The 24,213-nt window shown below is 57.7% G+C and carries 23 protein-coding genes and 2 pseudogenes; 14 read left to right on the forward strand and 11 right to left on the reverse strand.

Annotated elements, in window-relative coordinates; genetic code table 11:
* Position 1: 1 nt before the first annotated feature.
* Positions 2–199: a hypothetical protein gene (locus ACOTX5_RS10125; RefSeq protein WP_003857318.1), complete on the reverse strand. Its 198-nt coding sequence runs from the start codon at positions 197–199 to the stop codon at positions 2–4.
* A gap of 258 nt (positions 200–457) precedes the next feature.
* Here ACOTX5_RS10125 and ACOTX5_RS10130 point away from each other — a divergent pair, with 258 nt between their 5' ends.
* From ACOTX5_RS10130 to ACOTX5_RS10165, 8 genes and pseudogenes are all read left to right on the forward strand, one after another.
* Positions 458–892: a nuclear transport factor 2 family protein gene (locus ACOTX5_RS10130; RefSeq protein ID WP_017384507.1), complete on the forward strand. Its 435-nt coding sequence runs from the start codon at positions 458–460 to the stop codon at positions 890–892.
* Positions 889–1,608, forward strand: a complete 720-nt coding sequence (locus tag ACOTX5_RS10135) for an SDR family NAD(P)-dependent oxidoreductase (RefSeq protein ID WP_017384506.1) — start codon at positions 889–891, stop codon at positions 1,606–1,608. Before ACOTX5_RS10130 ends, ACOTX5_RS10135 begins: the two co-directional genes overlap by 4 nt.
* Positions 1,605–2,864: an NAD(P)/FAD-dependent oxidoreductase gene (locus tag ACOTX5_RS10140; protein ID WP_023303690.1), complete on the forward strand. Its 1,260-nt coding sequence runs from the start codon at positions 1,605–1,607 to the stop codon at positions 2,862–2,864. The genes ACOTX5_RS10135 and ACOTX5_RS10140 overlap by 4 nt, the downstream gene beginning before the upstream one ends.
* 1 nt (position 2,865) lies before the next feature.
* A complete protein-coding gene (locus ACOTX5_RS10145; protein ID WP_045334821.1) occupies positions 2,866–3,588 on the forward strand; it encodes a DUF1365 domain-containing protein in 723 nt (240 codons plus the stop codon).
* Entirely contained in the window at positions 3,585–4,805 is a 1,221-nt protein-coding gene (locus tag ACOTX5_RS10150; RefSeq protein WP_045141532.1) for an SAM-dependent methyltransferase, read from the forward strand. The genes ACOTX5_RS10145 and ACOTX5_RS10150 overlap by 4 nt, the downstream gene beginning before the upstream one ends.
* Before the next feature lie 43 nt (positions 4,806–4,848).
* A pseudogene (locus ACOTX5_RS10155) lies at positions 4,849–5,058 on the forward strand (DUF2878 family protein); the annotation flags it as partial.
* A pseudogene (locus tag ACOTX5_RS10160) lies at positions 5,048–5,260 on the forward strand (hypothetical protein); the annotation flags it as partial. The pseudogenes ACOTX5_RS10155 and ACOTX5_RS10160, both read left to right, overlap by 11 nt.
* 23 nt (positions 5,261–5,283) lie before the next feature.
* Positions 5,284–5,817, forward strand: coding sequence for a DUF3833 domain-containing protein (locus ACOTX5_RS10165; protein ID WP_045911711.1), 534 nt, complete (start codon positions 5,284–5,286; stop codon positions 5,815–5,817).
* Here the strand turns inward: ACOTX5_RS10165 and ACOTX5_RS10170 are convergent.
* Together ACOTX5_RS10170 and ACOTX5_RS10175 are read right to left on the reverse strand one after the other, a co-directional pair.
* Positions 5,814–6,272, reverse strand: a complete 459-nt coding sequence (locus tag ACOTX5_RS10170) for a DMT family transporter (RefSeq protein WP_003857305.1) — start codon at positions 6,270–6,272, stop codon at positions 5,814–5,816. The genes ACOTX5_RS10165 and ACOTX5_RS10170 overlap by 4 nt on opposite strands.
* A gap of 4 nt (positions 6,273–6,276) precedes the next feature.
* Entirely contained in the window at positions 6,277–6,711 is a 435-nt protein-coding gene (locus ACOTX5_RS10175) for a DMT family transporter (RefSeq protein WP_003857304.1), read from the reverse strand.
* A gap of 98 nt (positions 6,712–6,809) precedes the next feature.
* Between ACOTX5_RS10175 and ACOTX5_RS10180 the strand changes: the two genes are divergently transcribed.
* Positions 6,810–7,742: a LysR family transcriptional regulator gene (locus ACOTX5_RS10180; protein ID WP_023303693.1), complete on the forward strand. Its 933-nt coding sequence runs from the start codon at positions 6,810–6,812 to the stop codon at positions 7,740–7,742.
* A gap of 3 nt (positions 7,743–7,745) precedes the next feature.
* Here the strand turns inward: ACOTX5_RS10180 and ACOTX5_RS10185 are convergent, their stop codons facing one another.
* Positions 7,746–8,774 carry a methionine synthase gene (locus ACOTX5_RS10185; protein ID WP_003857302.1) on the reverse strand — a complete coding sequence of 343 codons (1,029 nt, stop codon included), beginning with the start codon at positions 8,772–8,774 and terminating at the stop codon, positions 7,746–7,748.
* A 25-nt stretch (positions 8,775–8,799) separates the two neighbouring features.
* The gene (locus ACOTX5_RS10190; RefSeq protein WP_047727118.1) at positions 8,800–9,774 is read right to left on the reverse strand and encodes a DUF1852 domain-containing protein; all 975 of its coding nucleotides are present in this window, start codon (positions 9,772–9,774) and stop codon (positions 8,800–8,802) included.
* Between the two features lie 168 nt (positions 9,775–9,942).
* On the opposite strand from ACOTX5_RS10190, the gene ACOTX5_RS10195 reads away from it, so the two are divergent.
* The gene (locus ACOTX5_RS10195; protein WP_017384500.1) at positions 9,943–10,482 is read left to right on the forward strand and encodes a DUF2058 domain-containing protein; all 540 of its coding nucleotides are present in this window, start codon (positions 9,943–9,945) and stop codon (positions 10,480–10,482) included.
* A gap of 7 nt (positions 10,483–10,489) precedes the next feature.
* On the opposite strand, the gene ACOTX5_RS10200 is transcribed toward ACOTX5_RS10195, so the two are convergent.
* On the reverse strand, positions 10,490–11,176 hold the full coding sequence (locus tag ACOTX5_RS10200) for an RluA family pseudouridine synthase (protein ID WP_015570578.1): 687 nt from the start codon (positions 11,174–11,176) through the stop codon (positions 10,490–10,492).
* Between the two features lie 90 nt (positions 11,177–11,266).
* Complete coding sequence (gene azoR / locus ACOTX5_RS10205; RefSeq protein WP_015570577.1) at positions 11,267–11,872, reverse strand: FMN-dependent NADH-azoreductase; 606 nt, start codon at positions 11,870–11,872, stop codon at positions 11,267–11,269.
* 203 nt (positions 11,873–12,075) lie between these two features.
* Between azoR and hrpA the strand changes: the two genes are divergently transcribed.
* Complete coding sequence (gene hrpA / locus ACOTX5_RS10210) at positions 12,076–15,978, forward strand: ATP-dependent RNA helicase HrpA (protein ID WP_045911712.1); 3,903 nt, start codon at positions 12,076–12,078, stop codon at positions 15,976–15,978.
* Between the two features lie 85 nt (positions 15,979–16,063).
* Here the strand turns inward: hrpA and ACOTX5_RS10215 are convergent, their stop codons facing one another.
* The 4 genes from ACOTX5_RS10215 to ACOTX5_RS10230 form a co-directional block, all read right to left on the reverse strand.
* On the reverse strand, positions 16,064–16,723 hold the full coding sequence (locus ACOTX5_RS10215; protein WP_045911713.1) for an O-methyltransferase: 660 nt from the start codon (positions 16,721–16,723) through the stop codon (positions 16,064–16,066).
* Positions 16,724–16,796: 73 nt separating this feature from the next.
* Positions 16,797–18,176, reverse strand: coding sequence for an efflux transporter outer membrane subunit (locus tag ACOTX5_RS10220; RefSeq protein ID WP_017693459.1), 1,380 nt, complete (start codon positions 18,174–18,176; stop codon positions 16,797–16,799).
* Entirely contained in the window at positions 18,173–19,255 is a 1,083-nt protein-coding gene (locus ACOTX5_RS10225; protein WP_045911714.1) for an HlyD family secretion protein, read from the reverse strand. Before ACOTX5_RS10225 ends, ACOTX5_RS10220 begins: the two co-directional genes overlap by 4 nt.
* A gap of 22 nt (positions 19,256–19,277) precedes the next feature.
* Positions 19,278–20,930 carry an MFS transporter gene (locus ACOTX5_RS10230; protein ID WP_045911715.1) on the reverse strand — a complete coding sequence of 551 codons (1,653 nt, stop codon included), beginning with the start codon at positions 20,928–20,930 and terminating at the stop codon, positions 19,278–19,280.
* Between the two features lie 214 nt (positions 20,931–21,144).
* On the opposite strand from ACOTX5_RS10230, the gene ACOTX5_RS10235 reads away from it, so the two are divergent.
* The 3 genes from ACOTX5_RS10235 to cybB all read left to right on the forward strand — a co-directional run bounded on the left by ACOTX5_RS10235 (position 21,145) and on the right by cybB (position 24,195).
* Positions 21,145–21,939, forward strand: coding sequence for a YdcF family protein (locus tag ACOTX5_RS10235; protein WP_072204532.1), 795 nt, complete (start codon positions 21,145–21,147; stop codon positions 21,937–21,939).
* 198 nt (positions 21,940–22,137) lie between these two features.
* The gene (gene aldA / locus ACOTX5_RS10240) at positions 22,138–23,577 is read left to right on the forward strand and encodes an aldehyde dehydrogenase (RefSeq protein WP_045911716.1); all 1,440 of its coding nucleotides are present in this window, start codon (positions 22,138–22,140) and stop codon (positions 23,575–23,577) included.
* Between the two features lie 87 nt (positions 23,578–23,664).
* Positions 23,665–24,195 (forward strand): cytochrome b561, encoded by a 531-nt coding sequence (gene cybB / locus ACOTX5_RS10245; RefSeq protein ID WP_015570570.1) that lies wholly within the window; start codon positions 23,665–23,667, stop codon positions 24,193–24,195.
* The last annotated feature ends 18 nt before the right edge of the window (positions 24,196–24,213 follow it).

Consider the following 24,213-nt stretch of genomic DNA (forward strand, 5'->3'; position numbering starts at 1 on the left):
TTCAGGCCCTCTTCAGCGCGTTGACATGGCGCAGAAAGTCCTGCCGCACCTCGTGGCTTTTGTAGTTAACCGAGGCGTTTCCATCCTGATCGATAATGATGCGGTCGCCATCCTCTACGGCTTCGATAATTTCCTGGTGACTCATGACCTGCAACAAGGATTCCGGGCTGGAAAAGAGCGTCATCAGTAAATGTTTCATCGCGTGACATCCTTATGAATTAAAAGGATAAGTCTGGAAGATAAATGGCACCTTTGCCTTAAGGTTATCCCTAAAAAAACGGCAGCCTGGCGGCGAAATTCATATTTTTCACAAAATGGTTGTGCATGGTGATATTCCATGTAACTGAAAAATAATAAGAATAAAAAATTTATCTGCGCAAACTTAGACAAATAAAGTTAATTGTGTAAGTTTAAATTATGCGATTCCGCTACGTTGTTTACACCCAGGATGTGACCCATGAGCACGTTGCCGTCCGTCATCAGTCGGTTCGTTGATTACTACGCCACGCTGGATACCCAGCCACCTTCGGCGCTGGCGGGGATTTATCGCGCCGATGCCACGCTTATCGATCCCTTTGGCGAACACAGCGGGGTGTTCGCGATTCAGCGCTATTTCACCCATCTGCTGGCTAACGTCCAGCACTGTCGCTTTACCGTCGATGCACCGTTGCAGCAGGGCGATCGCTTTGTTGTCACCTGGATGATGCACTGGTCGCACCCACGTATCGCCGGGGGGGCAATGCGCCAGCTGCCGGGCTGCTCCGTGGTAGACATGCGCGACGATCGCATTGTTCGCCAGCGGGATTACTACGATGCCGGAGAGATGATTTACGAACATCTCCCGATACTCGGCTGGGCCGTGCGCGGCGTGAAGCGAAGAGTGAAATCATGAAAACGGTTCTGATCACCGGCGCAAGCTCGGGCATCGGGGCGGGGCTGGCGAAATCTTTTGCCGACGATGGTTACCGGGTGATTGCCTGCGGGCGCGATGCGCAACGTCTGGCAGCCGTCCATCAGTACAGCCCCAACATTACGGTGCGCCTGTTCGATATGACAGACAGGGACGCCTGTCGCCAGGCGCTGGCGGACTGTACTGCCGACACGGTGATTCTCTGCGCCGGAACCTGCGAGTATCTCGACCGCGGCGAGGTGGATGCCGAGCTGGTGGCGCGGGTCATGACCACCAATTTCATCGGGCCGGTAAACTGCCTTGCGGCGTTGCAGCCGCAACTGGTATCTGGCAACCGCGTGGTGCTGGTCAGTTCGATGGCGCACTGGCTTCACTTCCCGCGAGCCGAAGCGTATGGCGCCTCTAAAGCGGCGTTAACCTGGTTTGCCGACACGCTGCGCCTCGACTGGGAACCGAAAGGGATTGCCGTCACGGTCGTTTCACCCGGTTTTGTCGACACGCCGCTGACCCGCAAAAACGATTTCCCGATGCCGGGCCGGGTCAGCGTGGGGGACGCCGTCCACGCTATTCGTCGCGGTCTGGCAAAAGGGAAGGATCACATCGCGTTTCCCGCCGGGTTCAGCCTGGCGCTGCGCCTGCTTTCCGGCCTGCCCGATGTACTTCAGCGCGCACTGCTGCGCAGGATGGTGCGACCATGAAAATCGCAATTATCGGCAGCGGTATCGCCGGGTTAACCTGTGCCTGGCGGCTCGCCGGACATCACCAGGTTACGCTGTTTGAGGCGCAGGCCACGCCGGGCGGCCATACCGCAACGGTGGATGTCGACACGCCGCAGGGCAGCTTTGCCATCGATACCGGTTTTATCGTCTACAACGACCGCACCTATCCGCGCTTCATGGGGTTGCTCAGCGAGCTGGGCATCTGCGGGCAAAAAACGCAGATGAGCTTTTCGGTGCACAACCCGCAGAGCGGGCTGGAGTACAACGGGCACACGCTGACGTCGCTGTTCGCCCAGCGACGTAATCTGCTCAACCCGGCTTTCTGGACGCTGCTGAAGGAGATCGTGCGCTTTAACCGGCTGGCGAAACAGACGCTCCGGGGCGAAGTCGATGGTTCCGCCACGCTGGAAACGTTCCTGCGCCAGCACCGTTTTACGCCCTTTTTTGCTCGCCACTACATCCTGCCAATGGGGGCGGCTATCTGGTCGTCGTCGCTACAGGAGATGAAACGCTTTCCGCTGCCGCTCTTTTTACGCTTTTTTGAAAACCACGGTCTGCTGGACATTACCCATCGTCCACAGTGGTACGTGGTGCCAGGCGGCTCCAGGGAGTATATCCGCGCGATGCTGGATACGCTCGGCGATCGCCTGACGCTGCACCTTAACGCGCCGGTGCAGCAGGTTATTCGCCACGATCGTGGGGTTGATATTGCGCGTGAGGGCGTAACAGACACTTTTGATCAGGTGATCTTCGCCTGCCACTCCGCTCAGGCGCTGGCGATGCTCGCCAGCCCAACGCAGGCTGAACGCGAGGTGCTGGGGGATATCGGCTGGCAGCGTAACGAGGTGGTGCTTCACCGCGATCCGCGCTGGCTGCCGGTGCGCGAACGCGCGTGGGCGAGCTGGAACTACCGCCTCAGCGAGCAGGATCAGGCCAGCGCCTGCGTCACCTACAACATGAATATCTTGCAGGGACTGCCGCCGGGTAGCCCGCTGTTTTGCGTCACCCTCAACCCGGAAACGCCGGTGGAGGAACGGTTTGTGCTGCGCCGCTTTGTCTATGAGCATCCGCTTTTTAACCCGCAAAGCTGGCAAGCTCAGGCCCGGCGCGGCGAAATAAACGGTCGCCAGCGGAGCTGGTTCTGCGGCGCGTACTGGTACAACGGCTTCCACGAAGATGGCGTGCGCAGTGCGCTGGACGTGGTCAACGCTATCGCGACCGGGGAGGGCAACTAAGATGAACAGCTGCCTTTACCACGGTACATTGCGCCATCGTCGGCTTGCGCCGAAAGCGCACCACTTTACCTACAGCGTGTTTATGGCCTGGCTCGATCTGGATGAGCTGGACGCGCTGCCCTCTGTCGGCGTGCGTCGTAACCGCGTTGCGCCCGCGGCATTTTATGATGCGGATTACCCGCTGGGCACGCCGCTCAAAGCGCGTGTCCTTGAGCGTCTGGAAAATCTGACCGGCGAACGTCCGGCGGGGCGGGTCATGCTTCTGACTCAGCTGCGCTATTTCGGTTTTCATTTCAACCCGGTCAATTTTTACTACTGCTATGACGGGGAAGACACCCTGCGCTGGGTTCTCGCCGAAGTCCGTAACACGCCGTGGAATGAACGACATTACTACGCGGTAGCGGGGCGGGACGCCCCGCCGACGGAGAAAGCGTTTCACGTCTCGCCCTTTAATCCGATGGATATGATCTACCACTGGCGCTTCAACAGCCCGGACAGCACGCTGCGCATGCATATCGAAAACCATCAGGAGACGAAGGTGTTTGATGCCACCCTGACGCTACGCCGGGCGCAGCTGACGCGCACGGCGCTGCGTTCGCTGCTGGTGCGGATCCCGTTGATGACCCTCAAAACCGTTTTCGCCATTTACTGGCAGGCGCTCAGGCTGTGGCTGAAGCGCGTGCCGCTGCATAACCATCCCCTCAGCAGGAGTGAACGCTCATGACCAATCCCGTCTTTGCGCTTGAACCCGATATCCCGCGCAACGTCCGCGTCGCGCGATGGTTGCTCTTCCGCCTGCTGAATGGCCTGCACGGTGGCTCGCTGACGCTGCGTGAAGGCGCGCAGACGTTCCAGTTCGGCGACGCCTCCGCCGCGCTTCACGCTGAGGTGCAGGTACTTGCTCCGGGCGTCTACTGGCGCATTTTAACCGGGGGCAGCCTCGCCGCGGCACAGGCGTGGATGGATGGCGACTGGGAGACGCCCCACCTGACGCCGCTGCTGGAGCTGATTGCGCGCAATAGCCAAATCCTCGGAAAGCTGGAAAAAGGGTTTCGCCTGCTCGGGAAACCGGTGGAGCGGCTGCGGCACTGGATGCGGCGCAACTCCCGCGCGCAGGCGCGGGAAAATATTGCCGCCCATTACGATCTGGGCAACGCCTTTTACGCCCATTTCCTTGATGAACATCTCCTGTACTCCAGCGCGCTGTTTAGCGGGGACGAGCAGGATCTGACCGCGGCTCAGCAGGCGAAAATGGCGAGGCTGTGCGACCAGCTGGCGCTCACGGCAAACGATCATCTGCTGGAGATTGGCACCGGCTGGGGGGCGATGGCGGAATATGCCGCCCGTCATTACGGCTGCCGGGTGACCACCACCACGCTGTCGCAGGAGCAGTACCACTGGGCCACCGCGCGCATCGCCCGGGCAGGGTTGCAGGATCGCGTTGAGGTGCTGCTCTGCGACTACCGCGATCTAACCGGTGTCTACGACAAGCTGGTGTCGGTTGAGATGATTGAGGCCGTCGGTCAACGCTACCTGCCAACATTTTTCCGCACCTGCCAGGCGCGTCTGCGTCCAGGCGGGCGGATGGCGATTCAGGCCATCACCATTCAGGATCAACGCTATCGCGACTACAGCAAAAGCGTCGATTTTATTCAGCGCTACATCTTCCCCGGCGGCTTTTTGCCCAGCATCACCGCCATGAATGAACTCATGACCCGCCATACCGATTTTGTGGTGCGTAACCTCTTCGATATGGGGCCGGACTACGCCCGCACGCTGGCGCACTGGCGTCAGCGGTTCGTTCACGCCTGGCAGGAGATTGAAAAGCTCGGGTTTGATGACCGTTTCCGCCGGATGTGGCTGTACTACCTCGGCTACTGTGAAGCCGGGTTTAATGCCCGCACCATCAGCGTGGTGCAGCTGACTGCGGAACGCGTATGAAGCGCTACGGGCAGGTATTTCTGTTGGCCATCGGGTTTGACCTCTACTGGACGCGCTCTGGGCGCTGACGGGGCTGATTGCGTTCACGGGCGCGTCCCTGATGCCGCTATGGATGGTGGCGCTGTGGCTAATGTTTGCCACCGTCTGGACGCAACTGACCCGCACGACCACCTTGCCGGGCTGGTTGCTGACGGTACTGGCGACCCTGGGCGGGCCGGTGGCCTACCTGATCGGCGAGCGTCTGGGGGCCGTTTACCGTTTATACCTATCAGCTTCTGACGCCCGACGGCAGCTATACAGGGTTAGACGGCGATAATGCGCTGATTATCACCTATGCCCGGGACATCGATGGTGACGACCTGGTTGAGGCGACCCGCGACCAGTGGCAGGCGCAGGGCATTTTGCAGCAGGAGCCGCAGAGTGAAGCGTGGCTGAGCGAGTATCCTGAACTGCGTCAGCAGTTAATCGGAGGACCACAATGAAACGTTTCCTGTTAATGACGCTTGCCCTGACGATGCTGGTGGCCGGATGTAGCACCGAGGTGACAGAGTATCGTCAGCAGCAGCCACGGCTTGATATTTTTACTTACTTCCAGGGGAAAACCGAGGCGTGGGGGATGGTGCAGGATCGCAGCGGTAAGCAGATCCGTCGTTTTCACGTCGAGATCGCCGGGGATGTTATCGGCGATACGCTGACCCTGAATGAACATTTTGTCTACGATGACGGCGAGAAGCAGCAGCGCGTCTGGCATATCCGCCGCGTTGGGCAGAATCGCTATGAAGGCACGGCGGGTGACATAGAAGGTGGCGCGACAGGCCAGGCGGCGGGCAATGCCCTTAACTGGCGCTACAGCATGAACGTGAAGGCGGACGGCAAAACCTGGCTGCTGCACTTTGATGACTGGATGTATTTGCAGGACAGCACCCGTCTGTTTAATAAAACCGAGATGAAGAAATTTGGCGTCACCGTCGCCACGGTGACGCTGTTCTTTACCCGCAAAGAGGGCGGTTAATCCTCTTCGGGCTGAGGTTTACTGCTTGAGTAGATGAAGAAGAGCGCAATACTCAGGCAGACGACGGCCCCGAAACGGCTCACTGAAAACGGAATGGCTTCATTGTTCAGCCAGCCAAAGTTATCAATCAGCATGCTCATGGCCAGCTGGCCCAGGATAACCGCTACCGTGGCAACGGCGGTCCCGATGCGCTGCACGGCGAGCACCATAATCACGATATAGGGCACGCCGCACAGGGCCCCCAGAAGCTGCCATTTGGGCACATCCATCAGGCTGACCGCCTGTTTCGGCTCAAAAAAGAAGATCAGCAGGGCGGTCACCAGCGCGCCGACGGAAAACGTCAGAAACGCGCTTTTAAATACCCCCACGCTGCTGCCTAATTGCCCGTTAATAGCAGCCTGAATGCTCAGCGTTGCGCCGCCAATCACCGCCAGAATAATCATAATCACTGTCATAACGTTACCCCTGCGCCACGAGAATGAGCGCGGCGATGATAAATCCCAGCGCAATAATGCGTTTTGTATCGATCCTGCGGTGCGGCGTACCCAGCAGGCCATAGTGGTCGATAATCAGGCTTTTAAAAACCTGGCCTGCCAGAATGCCGATCATCGTCATGGCAATGCCGATCGCAGGCGTGGCAATGGTGAGAATGATGACGTAAACCGGGCCGAGCACGCCGCCCAACAGGTGCCATGAAGGCTGCGCAAAAAATGAGGGACTGTTGCGGGGGCTGAAAAACAGCATCAGCAGAAACGTCAGCCCCGTTCCCACGCTGAATATGCTGAACGCCGCCCACAGGTCGCCCACCTCTGCGCCCAGCGGCCCCAGCAGCCCGGCTTCCACGGACAGCCCCATGCCGCCGGCAATCACCAGTAAAATTAAAATAATGTGCATAACGCTTTTTCTCCTTTTTCCAGGCGGAGAAGATTACGTCTGAACATCATTGAAAAAAATGCCATAATGCAGGAAACACCTTTGCAGGAAATGCATTAATGATGGATGCCGGACATATCAGCATTCGCGCGCTGCTGATCTTCATCGACGTTTATGAAACGCAGAATTTTTCCGTGGTGGCGAGGCGGGAAGGGATTTCTGCGTCGCAGGTCTCACGCGTGATCCACCAGCTTGAGGACGCCCTCGGGCAACAGCTTTTCTACCGCAACACGCGGGCGATTATGCCCACAGAGAGCGGGCATCTTTTTGTGCGCTATGCCCGTGCGATGGCCGGGAATATGGAGGACGCGCGACGCGAGCTGGATGAACGCGCCCGCGAGCCGTCGGGCACGCTGCGTATCAATGGCCCGGTCTTTTTCGGACAAAGGCACATCGCGCCGGGCCTGCCGGGGCTTCTGGCGCGTTACCCTCGTCTCTCCATTGAACTGACCCTCACCGACGATTTTATCGATCCGCACCGTGACGCCGCGGACGTTATCTTCCGCATCGGCGCGCTGACGGACTCCTCGTTTCACGCCCGGGTGTTCGGGCAGCAGTTCTACCATCTGGCGGCCTCGCCGGACTATCTGCAAAAACATGGCGCGCCCGAGGGGCCGGACGATCTCAGCCGTCACCACTGTCTGGTTTACCGCGGCTCGTCCGGGCCTAACCGCTGGCTGATCCGGCAGCCGGGCGAGGCGTGGGTTCACTATCCCATTGTACCGCTGATGACTTCCAATAACGCGGAAACGCTCCTGATTGCGGCGCTGGGCGGCATGGGCGTTGTGCTTTTCCCGGACTGGATGGTGAGCGAACGGCTCAAAAGCGGTGAGCTGGTGGCACTGCTGCCGGAAATGGAGTGTTCAATTAATACGGAGCCACTGACAATTGCGGCGATTTACCCGAACGCGCGTCATCCGCCCCTGAACGTCAGGGCGGTGATTGATTACTATATTGAGCGATTCGGTACGCCACTGTACTGGCAAACCTGAAGGTTAGCGGGCAAGCTCGCGACGGATAATGTCAGCCCCGGCGCTTAACGCCTTCAGCTTACCGTTGGCGACCTGGCGGGAAAGGGGGGCCATACCGCAGTTGGTGGACGGATAGAGCTTGTCTGCATCAACAAACTGCAACGCCTTGCGCAGCGTATCGGCCACCTCTTCCGGCGTTTCGATGGTCTGGGTGGCGACGTCAATTGCCCCGACCATCACTTTTTTACCGCGGATAAGCTCCAGCAGATCCATCGGCACGCGCGAGTTGTGGCACTCCAGCGAGATGATATCGATCTTCGAGGTCTGTAACTTTGGAAATGCCTCTTCATACTGGCGCCACTCGGAGCCGAGCGTCTTTTTCCAGTCCGTATTGGCTTTGATGCCGTACCCGTAACAGATATGTACCGCGGTTTCGCATTTCAGCCCTTCAATGGCGCGCTCCAGTGCGGCGATACCCCAGTCATTCACCTCGTCGAAAAAGACGTTAAAGGCAGGTTCGTCGAACTGAATAATGTCGACGCCGGCCGCTTCCAGCTCGCGGGCCTCCTGATTGAGAATTTTAGCGAACTCCCAGGCCAGCTTTTCGCGGCTTTTATAGTGGGCATCGTATAGCGTGTCGATCATGGTCATCGGGCCGGGCAGCGCCCACTTGATCGGCTTGTCAGTCAGCTGGCGCAGGTATTTAGCGTCGTCAACAAACACCGGCTTCTGGCGCGCCACCGCGTCTACCACGGTCGGTACGCTCGCATCGTAACGGTTACGGATGCGTACCGTCTGACGGTTCTCAAAATCCACGCCGCTGAGATGTTCAATAAAGGTGGTGACAAAATGCTGGCGGGTTTGTTCCCCGTCGCTGACGATATCAATCCCGGCGCGAATCTGTTCATCCAGAGACAAACGCAGCGCATCCTGTTTCCCTGCCAGTAATTCCTCGTCCTGGAGTTTCCACGGCGACCAGAGCGTTTCCGGCTGTGCAAGCCAGGTGGGTTTCGGCAGGCTGCCAGCCGTTGATGTCGGGAGCAATGTTTTCATAAAAGAACCTTTTATCCGTATTAAATTAAAGCGTGAAGTGTTGAGACCACTGCTCAAGAAGGGTTTTATAGGGTTTGATAAACCGCTCTTCGGTATATTTACCCTGTTCAATGGCCAGCCGGCTGCGCTCTTCACGGTCATAGACGATTTTGGTTAATGAGTGATCCTGCTGATTCAGGTCAGGCTGATAGCACTGTCCCGCAGCGGAATTGGCATTGTAAATTTCTGGTCGATAGATCTTCTGGAACGTCTCCATGGTGCTGATGGTGCCGATCAGTTCCAGATTGGTGTAATCACGCAGTAAATCGCCGGTGAAGAAGAAGGCAAAAGGCGCGACGCTGTTTTCCGGCATGAAATAGCGAACCTTCAGGCCCATCTTCGCGAAGTACTGTTCCGTTAGCGACTCGCCGTCCGGCTGGTACTCATAGCCCAGCACCGGGTGGTGGTTACCGGTACGACGATAGGTGTCTTTGCTGGAGACGCTCAGGCAGATCACCGGCGCTTTTTTGAAGTTCGCCTGATATTCCGCAGAATGAACGAAGCTTTTAAAGATATTGCCGTGCAGCTCGCCAAAATTTTCAGGGAGGGTGAAGCGGGGCCGATCTTTATTATGCTCGAGCAGCAGGATGCTGAAATCATAGTCACGAACATACGATGAGAAGTTATTTCCGACGATGCCTTCGATGCGCTCGTGGGTTTTTTTATCCACGATCGTCGTTTGCAGAATTTCGATGGCCGGGAAAGTAAAATCGCCGCCGATATTCATATCGACTGAAATAATCTCCAGCTCGACGGCATAGCGGTCAGCTTTCGGGTTATCCCAGCTCGCCAGCGCGTTAAAGCGGTTGTTGATCATCACCAGCGTATTGCGCAGGTTCTCCTGACGCTTCTCGCCACGCGCCAGGTTGGCGAAGTTGGTGGTGGTACGCGTGTTTTCTGACGGGTTATAATTTTCATCAAAGCAACTGCGCTTAAGGGTAAATGTGAAAGCCTGACTCATTTGGTTATGCATCCTAAGTTCATGTTGCCGGAACGTTATCAATGCATAATTTATGCCTGAGCCACTGGCGCAGGGGAAGTGACTTAATTTCACTGCAACATGAGGGTTCTTCATGAACTGCGCGATTCAGGTATAATCCCCCGACATTTCCAACCGGTTTAAACGAACATGACAAAACTCACCCTACAAGAGCAGATGCTGAAAGCGGGCTTAGTCAGCAGTAAAAAGATGGCGAAGGTCCAGCGCACGGCGAAAAAATCCCGCGTCCAGGCTCGCGAGGCGAGAGAGGCTGTTGAAGAGAACAAGAAAGCCCAGCTGGAGCGTGATAAGCAGCTGAGCGAACAGCAAAAACAGGCGGTGCTGGCAAAAGAGTTCAGGGCGCAGGTGAAGCAGCTGATTGAGATGAACCGCATCACCGTGGCGAAGGGCAACATTACCTTTAACTTTACCGACGGCAACCTTATCAAAAAAATCGAGGTCGATAAGCAGACGCAAACCCAGCTGATCAACGGCCGTCTGGCGATTGCCCGACTGGTGATTAACGCGAATGGCGACTGTGATTACGCGATTATCCCGGCGGTAGTGGCGGATAAAATTGCCCAGCGCGATGCGGACAGCATTGTGCTAAACAGCGCCCTGAGTCAGGAAGAGCAGGACGAAGACGATCCGTACGCAGACTTCAAAATCCCTGACGATTTAATGTGGTAATCCCCGCTCAGAACGGCGCGGCGTGACGGGCGTTCATCGTCTCGCCGCTCAGCGGATGAATAAAATTCAGAGCGCTTGCATGCAGCATCAGCCGGGGCGTTTCTTCCGCCCCCGGCCATTCCAGACCACCATACAGATCGCACCCCAGAATAGGGTGGCCTAACTGCTGGCAGTGAATGCGCAGCTGGTGGGTGCGCCCGGTCTCCGGGGTAAGCTCAACCCGCGTCAGCGGCATTGTCGTATCCTGGTAAATACGTTCCACCACCCGATAGCGGGAGCGAGCGGGCTTACCGGTGCGGGCACAGATCGTCATCAGCGGAAACAGCGCCGGATCTTTGGCAATCGGCGCATCCACGGTCCCTTCGTCCTGTTCCACATGTCCGCACAACAGGGCGGTGTAAACCTTGTTCACGGCGCGCTGACTGAACTGGTGGCAAAGCGCGGCGTTGATCGCTTTGTTACGCGCAATGACCATCAGACCCGAAGTGCCAAAATCAAGACGATGCACCAGCGTGCAGCCGGGAAAGGTTTGAACAAGACGGTGGTGGACGGAATCGAGGTTTTGCGGATTTTTCCCCGACAGGCTGAGCAGACCGGAAGGTTTATTGATCAGCAGCAGATGCTCGTCCTGCCAGAGGATCTCAATGTCGTCGTGACAGGGTGGTGCAATAAACGTATCGATAATGACAGACATCAGGCCGCCGGGCTGGAGAGTGGGTGCGGATGATAACGAAATACGGAGGAAAAGAAAAACCCTCCCACCGGGCGGTGAGAGGGGGAAAACTTAGGCAGCGACCAGGCTGTCGATAGCGGCTTTCGCGTCGGTCTGCGCTTTGGTGGCCACTTCCGGGCCGTAAGCGATACCTTCAGCGAACACGAAGTTCACGTCGGTAATGCCGATGAAGCCCAGGAACAGCGTCAGGTACGGTGCGACCAGGTCGGTAGGGGTATCTTTGTGAATACCGCCGCGGCTGGTCAGTACAACCGCACGCTTGCCTTTCACCAGACCTTCCGGGCCGTTCTCGGTGTAACGGAAGGTTACGCCAGCACGCGCCACCAGGTCGAAGTAGTTCTTCAGCTGGGTAGGAATGTTGAAGTTGTACATTGGGGCGTTGATCACGATAACGTCGTGCGCCTGCAACTCAGCAATCAGCTCGTCGGAGAGCGCCAGGGCTTCCTGCTGACGCGGGGTAAGAGGCGCATCGCTCGGACGCAGCGCGCCAACCAGCTCGCCGTCCAGCACAGGAATTGGGTTTGCCGCCAGGTCACGCACGGTGATTTCATCCGCGCTGTGCTGTTCACGCCACTGTTCAACGAAATAGTCAGACAGCTGACCAGACTGTGAATACCCTGCCAGAATACTGGATTTCAACACTAATACTTTGCTCATGGGAAATTCCTGTTTTGTATTTGATTGAGGGGGTTGCCCCGTTGCTTGTTGACACTTTATTCACAATCCTGCCACAGGGATAGCGCAATATATCGAAGCCTATGTTCGAATTTTTTGAATAAGGCGCGAAAAGCGCTGATGTGGTACTCTATACCAATCATTAAAAAGAGATTTTATCCGGCAGTGCACTGCCCGTTAACGCTATGACAGAACACCAAAAATTGACCTTCCCGATGCTGATGCAAAAGCTTGATTCGCTGATGCTGCGCGATAAACAGCGGTTTGCGCGCCGTCTGCACGGCGTTAAGAAGGTTAAAAATCCTGATGCACAACAGGCCATTTACCAGGAGATGGCCAACGAGATTGAACAGGCGGCAGGGAAAGTTGTGCTGCGTGAAGCCGCACGTCCGGAGATTACCTATCCGGAAAATCTGCCCGTCAGCCAGAAGAAACAGGACATTCTTGAGGCCGTACGCGACCACCAGGTGGTGATCGTCGCGGGGGAAACCGGTTCAGGTAAAACCACTCAGCTGCCGAAAATCTGCATGGAGCTGGGCCGCGGGGTGAAAGGGTTGATCGGTCACACCCAGCCGCGTCGTCTGGCGGCGCGCACCGTGGCGAACCGTATTGCGGAAGAGCTGCAAACGGAGCCGGGTGGCTGCATCGGCTACAAGGTGCGATTCAGCGACCACGTCAGCGATAACACCATGGTTAAGCTGATGACCGACGGTATCCTGCTGGCGGAAATCCAGCAGGATCGTCTGCTGATGCAGTACGACACCATCATCATCGATGAAGCGCACGAGCGCAGCCTGAACATCGACTTCCTGCTCGGCTACCTCAAAGAGCTGCTGCCCCGGCGTCCGGATCTGAAAATCATCATCACCTCCGCGACCATCGACCCGGAGCGCTTCTCAAAACATTTCAACAATGCGCCGATTATCGAGGTGTCAGGACGCACATATCCGGTGGAAGTGCGCTATCGCCCGATTGTGGAAGAGGCGGACGATACCGAGCGCGACCAGCTTCAGGCCATCTTTGATGCCGTCGACGAGCTGGGCAACGAGAGTTCTGGCGACATTCTGATCTTCATGAGCGGCGAGCGCGAGATCCGCGATACCGCCGATGCGCTCAGCAAGCGCGATCTGCGCCATACCGAGATCCTGCCGCTGTACGCGCGCCTGTCGAACAGCGAGCAGAACCGCGTGTTCCAGCCGCACAGCGGGCGCCGCATCGTGCTGGCGACCAACGTGGCCGAAACTTCGCTGACCGTACCGGGCATTAAATACGTGATCGACCCGGGTACGGCGCGCATCAGCCGCTACAGCTACCGCACCAAAGTTCAGCGCCTGCCGATTGAGCCGGTTTCGCAGGCGTCGGCTAATCAGCGTAAGGGCCGCTGCGGCCGCGTGTCGGAAGGGATCTGTATTCGTCTCTATTCGGAAGACGATTTCCTGTCGCGCCCGGAGTTTACCGATCCGGAGATCCTACGGACCAACCTGGCATCCGTTATCCTGCAAATGACCGCGCTGGGGCTGGGCGATATCGCCGCCTTCCCGTTTGTGGAAGCGCCGGATAAGCGGAATATTCAGGACGGGGTGCGGCTGCTGGAAGAGCTGGGGGCCATCACCACCGACGAACAGGCGACGGCCTACAAGCTAACGCCATTGGGCCGCCAGCTTAGCCAGTTGCCGGTCGACCCGCGTCTGGCGCGCATGGTGCTGGAGGCGCAAAAACACGGCTGCGTGCGCGAGGCGATGATCATTACCTCGGCGCTCTCCATTCAGGATCCGCGCGAGCGTCCGATGGATAAGCAGCAGGCGTCGGATGAAAAACACCGTCGCTTCCACGATAAAGAGTCCGATTTCCTCGCCTTTGTGAACCTGTGGAACTACCTTGGCGAGCAGCAAAAAGCGCTCTCCTCGAACCAGTTCCGCCGTCAGTGCCGGGTGGATTTCCTCAACTATCTGCGCGTACGCGAGTGGCAGGATATCTACACCCAGCTGCGCCAGGTGGTGAAAGAGCTGGGTATACCGGTGAACAGTGAACCGGCGGAGTACCGCGAAATCCATATCGCCCTGTTGACCGGCCTGCTGTCTCATATCGGGATGAAGGATGCGGATAAGCAGGAATATACCGGCGCACGCAACGCGCGTTTCTCCATCTTCCCGGGCTCCGGTTTGTTTAAGAAGCCGCCGAAGTGGACCATGGTCGCCGAGCTGGTGGAAACCAGCCGTCTGTGGGGGCGTATCGCCGCGCGTATCGATCCGGAGTGGGTTGAACCAGTGGCGCAGCACCTGCTGAAACGCTCATACAGCGAGCCGCACTGGGAGCGTGGGCAGGGCGCGGTGATGGCGACGGAAAAAGTCACCGTCTACGGCCTGCCGGTGGTGGCCGCGCGTAAGGTTAACTACAGCCAGATCGATCCGGCGTTGAGTCGCGAGCTGTTTATCCGCCACGCGCTGGTGGAAGGCGACTGGCAGACGCGTCATGCCTTCTTCCGCGAAAACCTGAAGCTGCGCGCCGAGGTGGAAGAGCTTGAGCACAAGTCCCGCCGTCGCGACATTCTGGTGGACGACGAGACGCTGTTTGAGTTTTACGATCAGCGCATCAGTCACGATGTGATCTCGGCGCGCCATTTCGACAGCTGGTGGAAGAAAGCCAGCAAAGAGGCCCCGGACCTGCTCAACTTCGAAAAGAGCATGCTGATCAAAGAGGGCGCGGAGTCGGTCAGCAAGCTCGATTATCCGAACTTCTGGCATCAGGGCAACCTCAAGCTGCGTCTGACCTATCAGTTTGAGCCGGGCGCGGATGCCGATGGTGTGACGGTGCACATTCCGCTGCCGCTGTTAAACCAGGTGGAAGAGAGCGGGTTTGAGTGGCAGATCCCCGGCCTGCGCCGCGAGCTGGTCATTGCGTTAATCAAATCCCTGCCTAAACCGGTGCGGCGTAACTTTGTGCCGGCGCCGAACTACGCCGAAGCGTTTTTAGGCCGCGTCACGCCGCTGGAGCTGCCGCTGCTGGACGCCCTGGAGCGTGAGTTCCGCCGCATGACCGGAACCACCATCGACCGCGACGACTGGAACTGGGATCAGGTGCCCGATCACCTGAAAATCACATTCCGCGTGGTGGACGATAAAAACAAAAAGCTGCTCGAAGGCCGTTCTCTGACGGAGCTGAAAGAGGCGCTGAAAGGTAAAGTCCAGGAGACGCTCTCTGCGGTGGCCGATGACGGCATTGAGCAGAGCGGGCTGCACATCTGGAGCTTTGGTCAGCTTCCGGAAAGCTACGAGCAGAAGCGCGGGAACTACAAGGTGAAAGCCTGGCCCGCGCTGGTGGATGAGCGCGACAGCGTGGCGATTAAGCTCTTTGACAATCCGCAGGAGCAACAGCAGATGATGTGGCGTGGGCTACGTCGACTGCTTCTGCTCAATATCCCGTCGCCGATTAAGTATCTGCACGAGAAGCTGCCGAACAAAGCCAAGCTGGGGCTCTACTTTAACCCGTACGGTAAGGTGCTGGACCTGATCGACGACTGCATCTCCTGCGGTGTGGATAAGCTGATCCACGAGGCGGGCGGTCCGGTCTGGACGGAAGAGGGCTTTGCTCAGCTTCATGAAAAGGTGCGCGCGGAGCTGAACGACACCGTGGTCGAGATTGCCAAACAGGTCGAGCAGATCCTTACCGCCGTGTTCAATATCAACAAGCGCCTGAAGGGGCGGGTGAATATGACCATGGCCCTGGGGCTGTCGGACGTCAAGGCGCAGATGGCGGGGCTGGTGTATCGCGGCTTTGTCACCGGCAATGGCTTTAAGCGTCTGGGCGATACGCTGCGTTATTTGCAGGCGATAGAGAAGCGTCTGGAGAAAATGGCGGTCGATCCGCATCGCGATCGTGCGCAGATGCTGAAAGTCGAAAACGTGCAGCAGGCGTGGCAGCAGTGGCTCAACAAACTGCCGCCGGCGCGTCGCGATGATGACGACGTGCGGGAGATCCGCTGGATGATCGAGGAGCTGCGCGTCAGCTTCTTCGCTCAGCAGCTGGGAACGCCGTATCCCATTTCGGATAAGCGTATCTTGCAGGCGATGGAGCAGATTTCCGGCTAAAACCGTTGCCCGGTGGCGCTGCGCTTACCGGGTCTACGGTAAAACATGTAGGCCGGGTAAGGCGTAGCCGCCACCCGGCTTTTGTTCACCCGTTCACCATCGCCAGCGTAAACCCATCCCATCCCTTAATGCCCACCGTTTGCAGCGCAGTGGCGGTTAAGCGCGGGTTATCTCCAGTCATCTCGATATACTTCCGTACTCCCTGCACGCGTGCATCGTCGCTTTGCCCGTTAATCACCTCGCCGTCACGTACCACGTTGTCGCCGATAATGACCGTGCCGGGGCGGGAGTAGTGCAGCGACCACTCCAGGTAACCGGGGTTGTTAGGCTTATCGGCATCAATAAAGATCAGGTCGAAGGGAGGGACGTCACCGAAATTCTCGAGCGACTTTAGCGCCGGGCCTTCAATCAATTCGATACGATCGCTGAGTCCCGCAAGGTGAATGTTCTGGCGTGCAACAGCGGCATGTTTCGGGTCCGCTTCAAGCGTAATCAGCTTTCCATCCAGCGGCAGGGCGTGCGCCATCCAGATTGAGCTATACGCACCCAGCGTACCGATTTCCAGTATTCGACGCGCCTGTGTCATGCGGACAAACAACGCCAGCAGTTGCCCCTGATTAGCGGCAACATCGTGCTCGGGCAAACCGGCGCGTTTGTTGTTTTCAAGCACGCTCTGGAGAACCTCATCCTCAGGAATAAGCGAAGAAATCATGTGAGTATCTACTGAACACCACTGTTGTTGCATAGATTGACTCCCTGGAGGGTATCGTCGGGTGCGAAATGTAGGCCCGGTAAGCGCAGCGCCACCGGGCATGTCTTCAGGCACTGCTCCAGCCGCCGCCCAGCGCTTTATACAAATCAATTTGCGCCAGCAGCAGGTTGTTTTTCACCTGTACCACGCTGGTCTGCACCGAGAACAGCGTGCGCTGCGCATCGAGCTCATCCAGATAAGAAGAGTATCCGTTGCGGTAGCGGTTTTGCGCAATCCTCAGCGTCTCCTGCGCGACCGTCTGCTGTGCCAGCAGCTCGGTAAGCTGTTCCTGATAGCGGGTGATGGCATCAAGGCTGTCATTCACCTCAGCAAACGCGTTACGCACGGTTTTTTCGTAGCTATACAGCGCCTGATTCCGCTGGGACTGAGAGATATCTACCTGCGCATTCAGCGCCTGACGGTTCAGCAGCGGCGCAAGAATACTGCCGCCCACGCTCCAGAGCTGTAGCGGGTTATCCAGCAATCCCGACAGCGTGCGATCCTGCACCGATCCCGTGGCCGTGAGGTTGATCGACGGCAGCAGGCTGGCGCGCGATGCCGCCAGCGTCGCGTCCGCCGCAATCAGCTGACGTTCAGCCTGGACGATATCCGGGCGCCGGTTCAGTAGCGTCGACGGCAGCTGGGAGGGCAGTTTCAGCGGCGTCAGGGCATCAAAGCTTTCACCGCGCGCAACGTCACCCGGGTTGCTGCCCAGCAGCAGGCTAAGCGCATTTTCCTGCTGCGCAATCTGGTGCTGAAGCAGTGGAACCTGGGCGCGGGTGGCGCGCAGCTCAGAATCCGATTGCATCAGCTCAAGGCGAGAGCTGTATCCCGTCTCAAACTGTCGCTTGGCGAGGTTGAACGCCTCTTCACGCGACTTCAGCGTGGACCGGGTAACGCGAAGCTGTTCGTCCAGCGACAGCAGGGTGACGTACCCGGAGGCCACCGAGGATGCGACGGTAAGATCAGCCGCCGCAGCCGCCGCCTTTTGTGCCTCCAGCGACGCTTCAGCGGCACGGGAGGTGCTGCGGTTTACGCCCCAGATATCCACGTCGTAGCTGGCGGTCAGGCTGCCTTTGTACAACGTACCGTATACCGGAAGCCCCGTGGCGGCGGACTGCGAGCGCGCGCGCGTCCCGGTCACGCCCGCGTCAAGCGACGGGAACAGGCTGCCGTCAGCGGCGTACACCCGGGCCTGGTACTCGTTAATCCGCTCGCGGGCAATCAGCACGTCGCTGTTATTCTTCAGCGCCTGATCCACATAGCGATTCAGATTGCTGTCGTGAAAATTTCGCCACCAGAGCTGCTCTGTCGGGCTGGCTGGCCCCGACGTCGCGCGCCACTGGGCCGGTATGTGCAGGGACGATTTGGCGGGCTCAACGTCTACCGACTGGCATCCCGCCAGGATAGTCATTATCAGCAGGCCGGCTATCGGGCGAAGCGTCATTGTTTCGCCTCCCGCGTGTCGATGGTCACCTGCACCGACATGCCAGGACGCAGCAGCCGGTACGCCTCCGGCTCACCGAGTACCTCAATGCGTACCGGGATGCGCTGGGCGATTTTAACAAAGTTGCCCGTGGCGTTGTCCGGGGTGATAGCGCTGAACTCGACCCCTGTGGCCGGGGATATGCTCTCCACGCGGCCCTGATAGGCTTTATCGTTTAAGGCATCGACGGTGAATTTCACCGGCTGGCCGACGCGTAAATTCGCCAGCTGCGTCTCTTTGATATTGGCGATCACCCAATGCTGCGGCGGGACCAGCGTGGTAAGGTGCGTCCCGGCGGTGACGTACGCCCCCAGACGCACCGCAATCTGCCCGAGCTGACCGTCACGCGGCGCGACAATCCGGGTGTTTTGCAGATCGATCTGCGCCAGCTCCAGCGCGGCTTTCGCATTCTCAACGTCCGCTACCAGCGAACCGCGATTGACGATGACCGTTTGTAGATCCTGACGCGACATCTCAAGCGTTGCTTTCGCCTGGTCGATATCGGCGCTCCCCTGGGCGGCACTGGCCAGCGCCGAATCGCGCTCGCGAATGGAGAGGGAACCGTCCGCGGTCAGCTCTTTCACGCGTTTCAAATCCGCCTGGGTTTTCAGACTTTGGGCACGGGCGTTTTTCAGCGCCGCCTCGTTTTTGGCAATCACCGCTTCCGCGCTTTTGCGCTGTTGCAGGTTGTTATTCAGGGCTGCAATTTTCATTGCCAGCTGCGCCTCGGCCTGATGGACGCGCTGGCGATAGATGCGGTCATCTATCTGCAACAGCAGCTCGCCTTTTTTAACCTGCGCGAAATCCTGAACATGGACCTCGGTAATGTAGCCGTTTACCTGCGGACTGATGAACGTGGTCTGGCCGCGCACGTAGGCGTTATCGGTAAACTGGGCATGACGCGTGAACGGGGGCAGCTGCCAGGCATAAAGGATCACCAGTACCCCGACAATGCCGATAGCCGCGGCGGTGAAAATGGAAACGACACGCACATTTTTGCGGGTGTTGGCCTGCTCTTTGGCGGCATCCTGCTGACTCATAACTTCTCCTGAAAAATAGTCATTACTTGTTGCCAGTGGCGTTCTTAAGGGCCATACGGGCGGTGATGCGCAGACGCAGCAAGCGCCATAAAATCCAGACCAGCGTGGCAGTGGCAATGCTCGCCGTCAGGAGATAAGTATCGTTGTAAGCCAGAATATTCGCCTCAAGCGTCGTCACCGACTGAAGCTGAGTTATGGCCTGGGTTCCCAGCAGGGAACTGTCGCCAACCAGGCTTTTGTACATCTGGGTGTAAAGCTGTATGCGTTCGTTCACCAGCGGGTTAAGGGTGGTGAGCTGGTCAGCCAGCAGGCTGGAATGGTACTTCTCGCGCCAGGTCTGGAAGGTGCCGAGGATCGCGGAACCCAGCAGGCCCCCAAGGTTCTGACTCATGCCAAACATCACGGAAAAGCTGACCAGATTGCGCGGATCGGCGATCACCCCGCCAATGGCGGCCAGCATCGCAGGCGCAAGGAAGAACGCGCTGCCGAAGCCCAGCAGGAACTGGCTGAATATAAGCTGATCCGGCCGGGTCAGGTTGTTGGACTGGCTGTCCAGCAGCGAGGCAACGATCATCAGCGCCAGCGAGGTGATAATCGGCCAGGCCAGTTTAGTGGGCTTAATCGTCAGACTGCTGGTGACGATACCGCAGACGATCCCGGCGAAAATAGCCCACGCCAGATGGGTCATCTGTTCATTCTGTAAGCCTACATATTGCAGCCAGCCGATGACGCCCGTGTTCTGCTCCGCCAGTACGATGCGGATCAGCAGCATGATCAGCCCCAAGCGTACGATGCTGCCGCTGGAGAGCCAACGGGTATTAAGCAGCGGGTTGTTGCGGTTATGTTCAAACACGATCGCGGAGACAATCAGCACCAGCGAGAGAGCCAGCGCCCAGCCGATCCACGGCGCTTCAAACCACCAGTCCAGACGCCCTAACGACAGAACCGCGCACAGCAGCGCCATGCCGGGCGCAAGCAAAAAGAAGGTGATGAAATCTTTCTTCTCGAAGACCTTGCGTCGATCGCCCGGCGGCAGCTTGAGCGCCATCACGCAGGCCAGGGAGATCAGGGCCAGACCCAGCTCGAAGAAGTACAGCCCGCGCCACTCATCAAGCTGTAACAGCTCGGTGGAGAACAGCCGCGCCAGCGGGATCGCCAGCGACGACCCGGTTATGCCGATGGTCAGCGCCTTCAGCCGGTGCTTCGCGGGCCAGGCCTGGATCTGGTAATAAATGCCGAGCGAGCTGAGCGCGGCGGCGACCATCCCGTGTGCCGCCCGTACCATCAGCGCCGAGCTGAGATCGTTCACAAACAGGTGGAAAAAGGTGACCAGCACATACAGCACCAGGAAGCCTTCCGTAAAGGCGCGCAAACCGTACTGCTGGCGAAACTTTACCAGCAGCAGGTTGATGGAGACGTTGGTCATGACATAGACGGCAGGCAACCAGGCGATTTCAGTCGACCAGGCGCCAAAGGTGCCTTGCAGATTTTGTAGATTGGCGGTGACGACCGCGTTACCCAGCGCCCCGGTCAGACACACCAGCAGGCCGACCACGCCATAGGCGATTCGTTTCGACGTCGGATGCTCCGGGGTGGAAGGGGAACCCAGCAGGGCGGGTTTCTCGTGTGGCTGCCACTCGCGAGGAGCATAAGGGTCGCGTTGGGGCAGGCGCATAACGGGGTTTACCTTTCAAAAAGTTGAATTGTGAGCGGGCTAATGATTCTAAGGCTGACGCAAATCATAATTCAAGTGAATACGATTTTCTCATGTTAATCAAATGTGAGTGCTTTTTGAGCACATCCCGGCCCGTTTTTTCAGCATTCATGCCATAGCATGACGCGAAGAAAGGGGGATAATCGAAGGCTCTGTATGCTGTAAGGAGGTAACGATGACAATGGCACTTTTTCCCTGTCTGCCTGGCACAACCCTCGACGCCGTGAATACCGTTGGGGCGTGGCTTGCTCAGGACGACTATCAGGACAACCAGCCCGTTGATCTGGTGATTCTGGCGGGTAATGCGGTGATCCCCGCGATTGATGCTGCCTGTAAAATCGCGGCTGAACAGGGTGTTCCTCTGATCATCAGCGGCGGGATCGGTCACTCGACGACCTTCCTCTACGCCGCGATTGCGAAACACCCCCGCTATAACAGGATACCCACCACCGGGCGTGCTGAGGCGGCTATTCTGGCCGACATCGCCCGTGAATTCTGGAACATTCCGGCCGAGCATCTTCACGTTGAGGATCAGTCGACCAACTGTGGCGAAAACGCCCGCTTCAGCCGGGCGTTGATGAAACAAGCCAGACTGAACGCCGCCCGGGTGCTGGTGGTGCAGGACCCGACGATGCAGCGTCGCACAATGGCTACGTTCGCCCGCGTATGCCGCGACGAGGCCGCATCGCCCGCATGGGTGAGTCATCCCGGCCTGACGCCCGTGCTGCAAAACAGCGACGACGGTCTGGTGTTTAGCGGCCCGGTCGAGGGGTTATGGCCGGTAGAGCGCTACTTGTCGCTGGTGCTGGGTGAATTTCCGCGACTCAGGGACGACATCAACGGCTACGGTCCGGCGGGACGTGATTTCATTGCCCATGTCGATATCCCTGCCGACGTGGACGCCGCGTGGCAGATCTTGCGAAACGACGTCATTCTCACCGACGCGCTGGTGAGCCGTTCCCTGCTGTGATGCTCTGCCCGTTTGCGCCATCTTTTACGCAAACGGGCATCCTGTGTTGCCGATTTGTGATTTTGGAAACGGGCTGACCCGTTTCTTTTATGAGATATCTCACAAAAACAGACTCATAGAGTAGGCAATTGCCCCGGTAATTATAGTTTTTAACATTAAGTTTACTTGTTAAAAACAGTGTGATTACAGGAGCAGGTTATGACAGTACCCGTACAACATCCTATGTATATTGATGGACAGTTTGTTGCCTGGCAGGGTGATGCATGGATTGACGTGATCAATCCGGCCACGGAAGAGGTCATTTCCCGTATTCCCGATGGCAGCGCCGAGGACGCCCGCAAGGCCATTGACGCGGCAGATCGCGCGCAGGCTGGCTGGGAGGCGCTGCCTGCTATTGAACGCGCCAGCTGGCTACGCAAAATTTCCGCCGGGATCCGCGAGCGCGTCAGTGAAATCAGTGCGCTGATTGTGGCCGAAGGCGGCAAGATCCAGCAGCTGGCGGAAGTGGAAGTGAACTTTACCGCTGACTATATCGACTATATGGCCGAGTGGGCGCGCCGTTATGAAGGGGAAATCATTCAGAGCGACCGTCCGGGCGAAAATATTCTGGTGTTTAAGCGTGCCCTGGGCGTCACCACCGGCATTCTGCCGTGGAACTTCCCCTTCTTCCTGATTGCCCGTAAGCTCGCTCCCGCGCTGCTCGCCGGTAACACCATCGTTATCAAGCCGAGCGAATTTACCCCAAACAACGCCATTGCGTTTGCCAAAATCGTCGATGAGATTGGCCTGCCGAAAGGCGTCTTTAACCTTGTGCTGGGCCGGGGTGAAACCGTCGGACAGGAGCTGGCCGGGAACCCGAAAGTGGCGATGGTCAGCATGACCGGCAGCGTCGGTGCAGGTGAAAAGATCATGGCTGCGGCGGCGAAAAACATCACCAAAGTGGGGCTGGAGCTGGGCGGTAAAGCCCCGGCCATCGTGATGGACGATGCCGACCTCGAGCTGGCCGTGAAGGCCATTGTGGATTCACGCGTCATCAATACCGGACAGGTGTGTAACTGTGCGGAACGTGTCTATGTCCAGAAGGGGATCTACGACCGCTTTGTTAATCGTCTGGGCGAGGCAATGAAAGCCGTCCAGTTTGGCAATCCGGCTGAGCGAACGGATATTGCCATGGGGCCGCTGATCAACGCCGCCGCGCTGGAGCGCGTGGAGCAGAAGGTGGCGCGCGCGGTGCAGGAGGGGGCTAAAGTGGTCCTTGGCGGTAAAGCGGCAGAAGGCAAAGGGTATTTTTATCCCCCAACGCTGCTGCTGGACGTACGTCAGGATATGGCCATCATGCACGAAGAGACCTTTGGCCCGGTGCTGCCAGTGGTGGCATTCGACACTCTGGAAGAGGCGCTGAACATGGCCAACGACAGCGACTACGGTTTAACCTCGTCTGTTTATACGCAGGACCTGAACGTCGCGATGAAAGCCATTAAGGGGCTTAAGTTCGGCGAGACCTACATTAACCGTGAAAACTTTGAAGCGATGCAGGGCTTCCATGCAGGCTGGCGTAAATCCGGTATCGGCGGGGCGGATGGCAAACACGGTCTGAATGAGTATTTGCAGACGCAGGTGGTCTATTTGCAGTCGTAATCAGGAGCCCCCTCCATGCGAGGGGGTTCACATTTTCAGGAAAGGTGGTTATGTTGGCGCGATAATGATTCTTTATCGGGAAACAACATGCGCACAAAATATACGGGTCTGCAAATCAGCATTCACTGGCTGGTTTTTCTGTTAGTCATTATGGCCTATTGCGCCATGGAGTTCAGAGGGTGGTTCCCAAGAACCGATCGTCCGCTTATTAATATGATCCACGTTTCCTGCGGGATCAGCATCCTGGTGCTGATGGTGGCGCGCCTGCTTATCCGCCTCAAATTCCCGGCTCCGCCTATTCAACCGAAACCAAAAGCGATGATCACCGGGCTGTCCCATCTCGGGCATCTGGTAATCTACCTGCTGTTCATTGCGCTGCCGCTGATCGGTATGGTGATGATGTATAACCGGGGAAATGACTGGTTTGCGTTTGGCCTGACGATGCCGCATGCGGCGGAGGGGAATTTTGACCTGGTGGATACTCTAAAGGAGTGGCACGTAACGCTGGCGAATCTGGGGTACTTCGTGATTGGTTTGCACGCCTTTGCCGCGCTGATGCATCACTACTTCTGGAAGGACAACACGCTGCTGCGCATGATGCCGAAAAAGCGTCAGTAACCGATAATGCCCTGCGAA

It is taken from the genome of Enterobacter cloacae complex sp. IR5441 (assembly GCF_049238215.1).
Lineage (GTDB): Bacteria > Pseudomonadota > Gammaproteobacteria > Enterobacterales > Enterobacteriaceae > Enterobacter > Enterobacter hormaechei_C.